Origin of the sequence: Paenibacillus sp. FSL P4-0184, from assembly GCF_038004625.1 — a bacterium.
Classification (GTDB): domain Bacteria; phylum Bacillota; class Bacilli; order Paenibacillales; family Paenibacillaceae; genus Paenibacillus_AQ.
In genome coordinates, this window is the sequence record NZ_JBBORN010000001.1 from 3,840,734 (window position 1) to 3,852,953 (window position 12,220).

Below are 12,220 nucleotides of genomic sequence, written 5' to 3' on the forward strand. Positions count from 1 at the left end.
CTCTTATTAAGCGTTTACAATGCTAAGAAAGTTGGTGTTGATCATTTCTTTTACAGAACACAACGTCGATTCTTCTCCTATCGTAATCCGCCTGACTGATTATGGTGTTCTGCCGGATTCCGGCTTGGATGCTCAGCCAGCCATGACAAGAGCTATTGAGGCAGCCGCCGAAATAAATGGGCCGGTCCTGCTGGATTGTCCAAATGGCTGCTATCATTTCTATCCGGAAGAGGCGATCCGGAAACCCTACTACATCTCCAACACTACCAGTGAAGAAGAGAATCCTGATGTCACCAAGACTATAGGAATTCTCTTAAAGGGGCTGCACAATTTAACATTTGAGGGCAATGGCTCTCTATTTATCTTCCATGGCAAGCAGACTATGTTCTTGCTGGATGGATGCAAAAATGTAGAGATTCGTAATTTACATACCGACTACGCTCGGCCGACTGTGACAGAGATGGAGATTACTGAAAGCGGTACTCATTATTTCGATGTCCAGGTTCACTCCGATTCACGGTATGAGATCAGGGATGGCAAGCTGGTCTGGATCGGTGAGGGCTGGAGCTTCTCGGAAGGACCAATGCAGACCTATGATCTACTTAGCAATACGACTTGGCGGGTGGACAACTGGTCGGAGCTGGCTGATTCGGTTGAAGAGCTGGAGCCGATGAAGCTCCGCTTGCATTTTGATCATCAGCCTGAGGTTGTCCCCGGGCAAGTCCTGCAAAGCCGTGATGGTATTCGCGATCAGGTAGGTGTCTTCATTGTGGAAAGCTCTAACATCACGATCAGCGATGTGGGGCTGCATTTTTTACACGGACTTGGTGTTGTGGGGCAGTTCAGCGACAATCTCACCTTTCAACGCATGGATATTTCGCCGCGCCTGGAGACAGGCCGAACGGTTACTGGCTTTGCGGATTTCATCCACATGTCCAGCTGCCGAGGTAAAATAACTGTTGCGGACAGCCGTTTTGCCGGTTCTCATGATGACGTCGTCAATGTCCATGGTACCTATCTACGGATCGTGGAGAAGCTGTCTGCGAATAGGGTGAAGGTTCGGTTCATGCATCCGCAGACTTACGGTTTTATGGCCTTCCATCCGGGAGACGAAATTGAATTTGTTCGTTCAGGCTCTCTGACCACCTATGCTGCTAATGAAGTGATAGAGGTTACGCGTCTCAACCCACGGGAGCTAATATTGACTTTAGCACAGTCTATTCCTGAAGGAATTGGCAGCCATGATGTGATCGAGAATGTAACCTGGACACCGGAGGTTGAAGTCGTAAATAATCACCTCGCTCGGGTACCGACCCGCGGTATCCTTGTGACAACCCGGCGTAAAGTAGAGATTAAGAGGAATGTTTTTGATCGGATGCAAATGAGTGCGATTCTGGTTGCCCTGGATGCGGAGTCTTGGTATGAGTCTGGCAAGGTGGAGGATGTAACCATCGCTGACAATCATTTTATTGAATGCGGGGGCATCGAGCATCCGGTTATTTTCATTTCGCCAGAGAACACAGAGGTTGATGAGAGCACTCCTGTTCATCAGGATATAGTTATTAAGAACAACAGGTTCGAGACTGGTGAAACGTTAGTCCTTAGTGCCAAGAGTACCCGCGGACTGGTCTTCAGTGCTAACGAAATTGTCATGGGTGGGGAAAGGACAAACTGTCTTTCCAGTGTTGAGGATGCGATACGTTTTACCGCCTGTAGCGAGGTCGACATTCAGGATAATTAGTTCAATGAGTTAGGGCAGGTTGTGTTAGATCGCGATATGGATCGGTAGATCGATGTATAGAAAACGCTTTATCTGATCTTTATAATGAGGGCAGACTTGGGGGAATACATTATTTAATTCATGACAGATCGTGAGGGAGAGAACCAATGAAACTTCAATATGACAAGCCAGCAAATGTATGGACCGAAGGGCTTCCGATTGGGAATGGCCGTCTGGGTGGTATGATCTTCGGCGGTGTGGAACAGGAGAAAGTCAGTCTAAACGAGGATACATTATGGTCGGGATTCCCGAAGGATGGGAACAATCCAGGTGCTAAGGAAGCTTTGCCAAAGGTTCGAAAGCTGATTCAGGAGGGCCGGTATACAGAAGCGGACACCCTGACTAGAGAGATGCTAGGTCCGTACACCCAATCATATCTGCCTTTCGGAGATTTACTACTTCGTTTTGAGCATGGTGGTGTTTATCAATCCTATCGGCGGACATTAGATATTGAACATGCGGTTCACCGCATTGAATACAAGATTGGTAAGGTTACTTATACCCGTGAGATGTTCGCTTCACATCCTGATCAGTTGCTCGTGCTGCGTCTGACTGCAAGTGCACTGGGAGCGCTGAATGTACATGCTACGCTAGATAGTTCGCTTCGGCATAGCCTTCACGCTCAGGGTGATAACTTTGTACTCTCGGGAACTGCACCGGAGCATGTTGATCCAAGCTATTTTTGGAGTGACAATCCGATCCAATACGGAGAACCTGGCAAGAGCAAGGGCATGGCCTTTGAAGGACAACTCTCCGTAGTAGCAGAGGATGGGGAAGTTACCGTTGACGGTAGTGGAATTCATCTGTTGGGAGGAACGGCTGCAACCTTCTATTTCAGCGCGGCTACAGGCTTTAATGGCTTTGACAAAATCCCGGGAGCTGAGGGGAAAGATGCTTCTGCTATTGCAGCTTCTTACTTGGCAGATGTGAATGGAAAGTCTTACGACAGCTTGCTTCAAGCACATGTCGAGGATTACCGATCACTTTTTGACCGAGTGAAGCTCCAATTAGGTAAGACACAAGCCCCGGAGTCGATGTCCACGGAGCAACGGATTACGACATACGCGGCACAAGACCCTGGTCTTGTCGAGTTGCTGTTTCATTACGGGCGCTATTTGATGATCGCAAGCTCGCGCCCCGGAACACAGGCTACTAATCTGCAGGGAATATGGAATGCGGTTACCCGTCCTCCGTGGAGTAGCAACTATACACTGAACATCAATACAGAGATGAATTATTGGCCAGCTGAAATTTGTAATCTGGCGGAATGTCATGAGCCGCTGCTGGATATGATCGGAAATTTGGCGAAGATGGGTGCGGAGACTGCTCAAGTCAATTATGGTGCCCGAGGCTGGGTGGCTCATCATAATACGGATCTTTGGGCACAGACAGCACCAGTGGGGGATTATGGTGACGGAGATCCAAGCTGGGCTTACTGGACGATGAGTGGCGTTTGGCTGACACAACATCTCTGGGAGCATTATGCTTTTGGCGGGGACGAGGAATATTTACGGACTTCCGCTTATCCTGTGATGAAGGAGGCGGCTCTGTTTGCACTGGATTGGCTTATTGACGATGGTAACGGAAGGCTCGTGACCTCCCCATCCACTTCACCAGAGCATAAATTCCAGACAGCGGAGGGCTTGGCTGCAGTCAGCGCAGGTGCTACTATGGATATTTCGCTCATCTGGGAGCTGTTTACGAATTGTATCGAGGCTTCGGAAACGCTTGGAACGGATGAGGATTTGCGTGCAGAATTGGTAAGTGCTCGTGAACGTTTATTGCCACTGCAGGTTGGTAAGTACGGACAGTTGCAGGAATGGTCCTTAGACTTTGAGGATGAAGATATGTATCACAGACATACCTCGCATTTGGTCGGTATCTATCCGGGCCGGCAGTTGTCAGAAGAAGAGACCCCTGAGCTGTTCGCTGCCGCCAAAACTTCGCTTGAACGGCGTGGGGACGAGAGCACGGGCTGGAGTCTGGGCTGGAGAGTTGCGCTCTGGAGCCGCTTCCGGGATGGCAACCGCTCACTGCGCCTGCTCTCAAACATGCTGCGGCTGGTGAAGGATGGGGAGTCCGAACAGTATAGTCACGGCGGTGTTTATGCCAATTTGCTTGGCGCACATCCACCGTTCCAAATTGATGGTAACTTCGCCGCTTCTGCCGGAATTGCTGAGATGCTACTGCAATCTCACCTCGGGTATCTCGATCTGCTGCCTGCACTGCCAGATGAATGGCAGGAGGGAAGCGTGGCGGGGCTACGTGCCCGCGGTGGCTTTGAAGTTGGCATTCAGTGGGATAGAGGCCATCTCGTGGAAGCACAGATTACCTCCCTTCTAGGCAATGAATGTGTGATCCGCACAGATGCTTCGCTTATGGTGAGTAATGGCGGCAGCGAGATGAAGTATGAACGTTCTGCAGATGGAACGGTGAGCTTTCCAACGACCGCAGGCCAGACCTATAAGCTTATAGTTGGTAAGTAATATTAGTCAGTTTGATACGAATATGGACAGCAGCAGGGACCTGAAATACAGGTTCTGCTGCTGTTTTTTTGTATGAATATAATGCTGATCAACAATTAGGGAAAAACTCCCTGAAATTCGGAGATTTTTGCTCGCAAGACTAACAATCAGGGAATTTCTCCCTGAAATTCATCCGATCTGGTGGTGAATTTGGAATTCACTCTGTTTTTTAGGGAGGAATTCCCTCATTACATTGGAATATAGCGTTTTCTGGATTTTTTTAGGGAGGTTTTCCCTAATCTATCTCTTCTAGCTGCCCGAAGGTGAAAACGGAGTGTGGATTCGAAATTGTTGAGCATGAACAGTATTTTATGTACAGCCTCTTCTTCTTGTCATAGACATGAATATTAGGGAAATTAAGGTTTGTGCTAGATGTGTTAGATCGCGGTATGGATCGGAAGATCGTTGTATAGAAAACGCTTTATCTGATCTTTATAATGAGGGCATACTTGGGGGACACAGGTACAGAGCCTGCCGCCTTCAAGGTCCAAAACGCAGTAACAAGGAGGCAAATCATGCTAACTGATAGTGCTACAACGGTAAAAGTGAATACGGACACAGCATCTCTTATCCGTGTAACCAATGATGAGGTGAATCTAGAGATTGATCTCGGGACGGGTGAAGCATCCGTTGCCCGCGGAAACACTTCTCATGTAAAAGGGATTCGCAGTGCATTCCGCTGGCAAGGTCGGGAATACAACACGGAACATTATCAGAGCCACACACTGAAGTCTCAGGAAGTGGTAGTTCGTGAGGGCTTTGGAAAAGGTGTTCACGTAGTCATTTTGCACGAAACGTCCCTGCTGCCACAGCTGGAGCAGCATTTCTATATTTATGAATCTTCATCATTTGTATTGATGCAAATCGTAATCGCAAGCGATGAAGAGATCAAGGCAAACCGGATGGCTGTCCTTCAGACCAAATCGGTGTCACTTGGCGGGGAGTCAGTGCAACCCGAAGAACCAAGCATTCTGCGTGTGCCGTACGACAACGACAAGTGGGTCAGATATACAGTAGTGAAGCCGCCGATGGATACGGAAAGCTATGAAGTAACTGCATTGTTCGCGCCGGAAAGCCGGCAGGGAATTATTATGGGTTCCATTACGCACAAGGTGTGGAAGACAGGGATTCGTATCAAAAGCGAACGGAGCGGAGGGATCGAGGAGCTGGATCTTTACGGCGGCGCTGTAAGTGAAATGACCCGCGATTTCCAGCCACATGGTTATGTGAAAGGAACAAGAGTAGAGTCACCGCTCGTTTTCGTAGGGTTCTATGATGATTATAGAAAAGGGCTTGAAGCGTACGGTCAGGCTAATACCTGGATAGAGGCTCCTCTGTCATGGGATGGCGGCGTTCCTATCGGCTGGAATAGCTGGTCTGCGGCAATGGCTGAGCTTGATTACGATCTGTATACATCCACCAGTAATTTTCTGAAAAATGAAGTGCAGCCGCTAGGATTCCAGAATGAGGACACACTGTACATCAACTTTGACGCTTTCTGGGACAATTTCACACCAGAAGAAATGAAGAATGCACTAGACCTGGTTCGGGAGAACGGTCATAGACCGGGAACTTACTGGACGCCTTTTGCCTTCTGGGGAAGTCCGGCTCAGTTTGGAGATCTCGTGGAAGGTACAAACGGCAAATACACTTATGGTGATATCTTGCTGCGAGACAGCGAAGGAGAAATTTTGCCGGATGTTGATGGAGGGCTGGCCATTGACCCGACACATCCAGGCAACCTGCAAAGAATAGATTGGTATACGAATAAATTCATCTCGGAAGGCTTCGAGTATGTCAAGCTAGACTTCTTGGCACATGGTGCACTGGAAGGGCAACATTACAATCCGGAAATTACGACGGGAATTGCGGCATATCACTATGGGATGACTTACTTGCAGAACAAGCTCTCACCAGAGGTGATCGGTCGGCCGTTCTTTATCAATCTATCCATCGCGCCATTGTTCCCTTATGCATTTGCGCATAGCCGCCGGGTTTCCTGTGATGTCTTCGGCACGCTACACGATACGGAATATTTGCTGAACTCGGTGACACATGGGTGGTGGATGAGTCATACCTTGTACCATTACAATGACCCGGATCATTCCGTGCTCTACAAGAGCCACAACCAAGATGCCACTGACTGGCATGAAGGACGGAGCCGACTGACTGCTTCGGTCATCGCTGGAACGGTACTTCTGCTAGGCGATGATTTCCGAAAAGAAGAAGCAGCCGCACGGGCCAAAGCGTGGCTGGGCAATAAAGAGATTATGGATGTTGCCCGTCTAGGGAAGACCTTCCACCCTGTCGAAGGGGATCTTGGCAAGCAAGCTTCCGATACTTTCGTACTTGAAGATGCAGAAGATGATGTATTCTATCTTGCTGTCTTCAACTATGATGCTGCGAATTCTGCTCATAAATCTATCTCCTTGGAGCGTGCAGGGCTGAAGGGTCAAACAGCTTATCAACTGCTTGATCTATGGGAAGGCACACAAGGGGAAACAGCGGGAGAGCTTGTAGTTACGCTCGAACCGGCAGAGTCCAAAATCTTCAAATTAACGGCAAAAGCCAACTGATTATACACATTGAAAAAAGAATACGCGCAACCGCTTCTCGCGGATAGCGCGTATTCTTTTTTGTTGGAGTCTTACATTCGTATTCGGCTTTGCGGATTAAGGCGGTATTGTGTTGGATTAATGCCGTAGCAGGTACTGAAATGTCTGGAGAAAGGATGGATGGAAGGATAACCCAGCTTCTCAGCGATCGCAGTCACACTAAGCTCACTCTCCAGAAGCAGTCCTGCCGCCCGCCTCATGACTAAATTATGATGATAGACGCGTGGCGTCATTCCGGTCTCCCGTAGAAACAGCTCATGGAAATATGTCCGCTTGAGCCCGCAGAACTGTGCCCAATCTTCGATAGACTTACCACGCTCGGGGTGGGTGTTCAAATATTCCAGCAGGCGGACAATACGATAATCACTTGGCTGATGCTGATGGAGGGCATTATACCAGCTCAAGATCCAGCCGTACAGATAGCTATTGGCCGTCTCATTACGATAGAACAGCGCGTCATTGTAAGACTTGGCAATCATCACAAGACTATCGTATAGCAGGGGATATTTAGCTAGTGGAAATACGCAAGGCAACTCGTTCAGCTCGGCACAGGGTGCTTCGGTGGCTTTTTTTTCAAATTGTAAGACTTCAGGGGCATGGATAAATGAAAGGTTATTAGATACTGGAGTGCGGTTGTCCCATAAATCAAAATAGATGTTGTAGGACGACAGTGGATGAGAAGGCATGATATGAAAAGCATGGGGTTGACCGGGACGGAGAAAGACAAGCGTCCTCCGTTCAATCGGATAACGTATTCCGTCGATTTCCATCTCACCGGGGCCATCAGTAAACAAGTGGAACGCGTATGCATTACCGACTCTCAGATGCTCATTGCTGCTGCCGTCGTACACATAAGGCATGATTGCGCCGACATACGGAGTCATTTCAGATAGTTTATTCATGCGGCCCCTCTTTTCTTTTCTTACCGTACAAATCGTCAAATAATCGAACAGGTCAACAAAGACAGTGATTCATTCAAATGATACGATAAATACAGTGAATCCGCAACATAATGGATAGGTTTAAGAAAGTATGATTCATCTTGAAAGAGATGGAATTATGAATTGTTTCAAATTATATAGCGGATTAATTAACAACATTTTTTAGAGGGTTATCGCGCTTGCACAGATTCTACTATGGACAGGAGAAAATAAAATGAGCGATTTTAGATTATGGTATTCTACCCCTGCAACAGATTGGTCACAAGGATTGCCACTGGGCAACGGAAGAATAGGTGCAGTAGTGATAGCTGCTCCGTATCGTGAGGTATGGAACATGACCGAGGTTACCTACTGGTCGGGTCAAGCTGAGTCAGAGCCTGCTCCTTTCGGAGGCAAAGCTGCGCTGGAAGAGATGCGGAAGTACTTCTTTGCTGGCGATTATAATGAAGGTGACCGTCTAGCCAAACAACATCTGCAGCCGAAGAAACGAAATTTCGGTACGAACCTTGGTTTATGCGAGGTTGTCATTGACTTTGCAGAACAGGACACGGATTCCAGGTCAGCAGCGGCTATCGAGCGAGAGCTGGATTTGACCTGTGCGGTGGCTCAGACAGTGGTTCAAAGTAGAGGAACAACGCTGCATCGTGAGATTTTTGCCTCCCATGCTGATGATCTGGTGGTCTCAAGAATTTGGAGCGATGAACCGGGAGGTGTATCCTTTACGATCAGTCTGGAGGGTGGTTCAGAGTCGTTTACGACTCAAGTCGTGAATGACGACACTATTGAATTCAGAGGACAAGCCACAGAGAATGTGCATAGTGACGGCACTTGCGGGGTATGGGCAAAGGGACAAATTAAGGTAAGCGTTTCCGGTGGTACGATGTACAGAGGGGACGGTCAATTGAGAATTGCCGGGGCCAATGAGGCGCGAATTTATTTTGCCGTCAGCACCGATTACAACCGTAGTAACTCGGAGTGGGAAATGGAGAGCAGCAGCACATTGCAGCAGGCTTTGATTAAAGGATATGCGCAGTTAAAAGAAGATCATATCGAAGATTATGAGCAAGAATATGGTAAGGTGTCTATCCAATTAGGTACCACTGGGAAGGTGAATCTGCCGACTGACAGGCGTATTCGATTACTGGCACAGGGCCAGGAGGAGGATTCGCAGTTGTTCGCGTTGTTCCTGCAGTACGGACGTTACCTGACTATCGCTGGAGCACGGGCAGACTCCCCGTTACCGCTGAATTTACAGGGAATATGGAATGATGGTGAGGCTTGCCGTATGGGGTGGAGCTGTGACTATCATTTGGACATCAATACGCAAATGAATTACTTTCCGACGGAAGTCGTAAATCTTGGGGATAGTCATTTACCATTAATGCGCTATATTGAGGGTTTGTCTCATGCTGGAAAGTCAAGCGCTCGCGATTTCTATGGCAGCAAAGGCTGGGTAGCACATGTATTCTCGAATGTCTGGGGATTCACGGCTCCGGGCTGGGAGACATCTTGGGGGCTAAACGTTACAGGTGGACTATGGATTGCGACGCATCTGATGGAGCACTATGAATACAGTCAAGACCGTGTGTTTCTGAAGCAACAGGCATATCCAGTGCTAAAAGAAGCCGCAGCATTCTTCCTGGATTATATGACCATTCATCCAAAATACGGCTGGCTGGTGACCGGACCTTCGAACTCGCCGGAGAACCATTTCTATCCTACGGATAGCAGTGATGGGGCACAGCAGCTGTCTATGGGTACCACTATGGATCAGATGCTGGTGAAAGACCTTTTTGAGTTCTGTTTGAAGTCTGCGAAACTACTGAATACGGACGAGGAACTACAGGAGCAGCTGGAGCAAGCGATATCCAAGCTGCCACCGTTTCAGATCGGCAAGAGAGGACAGCTGCAAGAATGGCTCGAGGACTACGAGGAAGCGCAGCCGGAGCATCGGCATTTGGCCCATTTGTTCGCGGTATATCCAAGTAATCAGATCACACCAGGTAAGACACCTGAACTTAGCGCTGCGGTGAGAGTAACACTTGAGAACCGGATGGTTCAGGAAGAACTGGAGGATGTGGAATTTACCGCCGCATTGTTCGGTCTCGGCTTTGCCAGATTGTATGACGGGGAAAAGGCCTTTAATCATATTTCTCATTTGATTGGTGGACTCAGTTTCGATAATTTATTTAGCTTTTCCAAATCGGGCATTGGAGGAGCGGAGTGCAATATTTTTGTGATCGATGGGAATTTCGGGGGTACGGCTGTTATTGCCGAGATGCTGCTGCAAAGCCATGAGGGTGAGATTCATCTGCTGCCTGCACTTCCAAAAGCATGGGGTACAGGATCAGTCTCTGGACTGCGGGCCAAAGGAAATGCTGAGGTTGATGTAGCTTGGGACAATGGTCAATTGGTGAAAGCTACGATCCGTACCTACTCGCCAGGAACCGTGACACTTCGGTTGGGAGATAGAAGAGCTACTGTTCAAGGAGAAATAGGAGGAAGCTACTATTTTAACAGTCAGTTAGAGTTGGTATAATGATTCAGCGGGGGTGATATGAACCCCCGCTTTAATTATGCTGGGTTATTAGCGCATGATTAAAGGGCTATCCGGTCTGTTATGGACGGATAGCCCTTTTGCCGATGTCTGCAAATTAACGATTCATGCCTGAAAATAACTTTCATTTATTTGGATCATAGTAGCCTAAGGGGAAAAGAATATAATAGAAGAAACAGATGCAGACAACAAAGAGGAGGGGACATCAGTGTATAGTATTTTTCTAGTTGATGATGAAGAAATAGGCCTTGAGATGATGAGAGATTATATTCGCTGGGAAGAAATGGGTATTTATGTCGTCGGAACTGCGAGTAATGGTAGAGAGGCTCTAGAGAAGATAGAGGCCATTAGACCTGATATTATTCTTACAGATGTCCAGATGCCGATTATGAACGGTATTGAAATGGCTAAAAAAATACATGAGAGCTATGACTGGATGCAGCTAATGTTCCTGACTGGGCATGACGAATTCAACTATGTAAAATCGGCCCTAAATGTAGGTGCTGTTGGATATTTACTGAAGCCCCTCGACTTGAATGAAATTGGAAGCGTTATCGCAAAGGTGAAGCAGCGCTGTGAGGAAGTTCAAATGAAGAAACGTTCCATGGAGGCCGCTAAAACGAACCTTCTTAAGGAGCTTTCCTATGAAAAAAATGCGGAACATGCCGCTGATCTGGCGACCAGCTATTGCAAGCTTACCCGTGAGTCTGAGAGGAATCGCTACGCAATGGCGCTGTTCAGTATCGATCCGATTGAGGCAGAGGCGGAACAGCAGAGTCTGGAGGATTGTAAGAACCGGTTGGTAGCTTTTCTGGATCATTTCTTCAAGTCGAAGAATATAGAGACGGTATTTGTGCCCTACAAAGATGGGGAGGTAGGTGTGTTTATGGAAGCACGCCAACAGCCTGGGTATTATGCGTGGGAGGATTTGGCCGCGGCTATCCGAAGTGGACTGGATTTCACAGTGACGGCAGCAGTCGGTGCGCAGGAAACCGAATTAACGGAGGTACATTGTCTGTACAAGCAGACGCGTGAAATCCTAAACGAGCGTTTCTATAAAGGTACGGGTTCAATTATTCATGCCTTGGCGATTTCAAACCAGTTTGATAGTGAACATGTGCCGCCATTTAATAGAAAAGAGTGGTTTGAAGCTATCAATCAGCTAGATTTCGAGCAAGCCGCACAGAAGCTGCATCAGTATTTCGAGGGGCTAGCCCTACTAAGAATCAAGAAAAAAAATATCTACGATTGGGCGATTGATCTTGTCGACGAGCTGCTGGAGCAACTGCATCAACCTGTTCCTGAGGGGGTTAAACGGGCGGAGTTATATCATTCCATCTATAATGCACTGACTTTAAATGAGATTGAGGATTTGATCCTGGGCACTGCAGGCAATGCCATGAGCTTGCTGGGTGAGCGTCTTATGGACAAAAACACGAAGCTAGTTCACAAGGTTCGCAGTATGATCGACCAGAATTTTGATCAGCCGATTACGATCAATAGCTTATCTGATCAGGTTTATTTGTCGCCCAACTATTTACGCTCCATCTTTAAAGACAAGACTGGTATCACGATTCACGATTATTTAACACGTATCCGGCTCGATAAGGCTACAGAGTTGCTGGCTGACGGCTCGCTCAAAATTCAGGATATCGCCCAAAGAGTCGGTTACGAAAGCACGTCTTATTTTATCTCCCTATTTCTGAAGAACCAAGGAGTTACACCTAACGAGTATAGGAAGAGTCTATGATTGTGCCAGCGCTTCAGTTCGGCAAATAGGAAATAAAGTTACTTTCCCTTAC

General features: G+C 47.7%; 6 protein-coding genes. 5 read left to right on the top strand and 1 reads right to left on the bottom strand.

The features are described 5' to 3' along the window. The first annotated feature begins 19 nt into the window (after positions 1 to 19). From MKY52_RS16830 to MKY52_RS16840, 3 genes are all read left to right on the top strand, one after another. Positions 20 to 1,741 (top strand): alpha-1,3-galactosidase-related protein, encoded by a 1,722-nt coding sequence (locus MKY52_RS16830; protein ID WP_341052388.1) that lies wholly within the window; start codon positions 20 to 22, stop codon positions 1,739 to 1,741. A gap of 146 nt (positions 1,742 to 1,887) precedes the next feature. After that, positions 1,888 to 4,266 (top strand): glycoside hydrolase family 95 protein, encoded by a 2,379-nt coding sequence (locus MKY52_RS16835; RefSeq protein WP_341052389.1) that lies wholly within the window; start codon positions 1,888 to 1,890, stop codon positions 4,264 to 4,266. Positions 4,267 to 4,820: 554 nt separating this feature from the next. Next, on the top strand, positions 4,821 to 6,881 hold the full coding sequence (locus MKY52_RS16840; protein WP_341052390.1) for an alpha-galactosidase: 2,061 nt from the start codon (positions 4,821 to 4,823) through the stop codon (positions 6,879 to 6,881). 71 nt (positions 6,882 to 6,952) lie between these two features. On the opposite strand, the gene MKY52_RS16845 is transcribed toward MKY52_RS16840, so the two are convergent. Beyond that, positions 6,953 to 7,822, bottom strand: a complete 870-nt coding sequence (locus MKY52_RS16845) for a helix-turn-helix domain-containing protein (protein ID WP_341052391.1) — start codon at positions 7,820 to 7,822, stop codon at positions 6,953 to 6,955. Positions 7,823 to 8,075: 253 nt separating this feature from the next. On the opposite strand from MKY52_RS16845, the gene MKY52_RS16850 reads away from it, so the two are divergent. Together MKY52_RS16850 and MKY52_RS16855 are read left to right on the top strand one after the other, a co-directional pair. Further along, on the top strand, positions 8,076 to 10,400 hold the full coding sequence (locus MKY52_RS16850; RefSeq protein ID WP_341052392.1) for a glycoside hydrolase family 95 protein: 2,325 nt from the start codon (positions 8,076 to 8,078) through the stop codon (positions 10,398 to 10,400). A gap of 226 nt (positions 10,401 to 10,626) precedes the next feature. Then, positions 10,627 to 12,168, top strand: a complete 1,542-nt coding sequence (locus tag MKY52_RS16855; RefSeq protein ID WP_341052394.1) for a response regulator — start codon at positions 10,627 to 10,629, stop codon at positions 12,166 to 12,168. Positions 12,169 to 12,220: the final 52 nt, after the last annotated feature.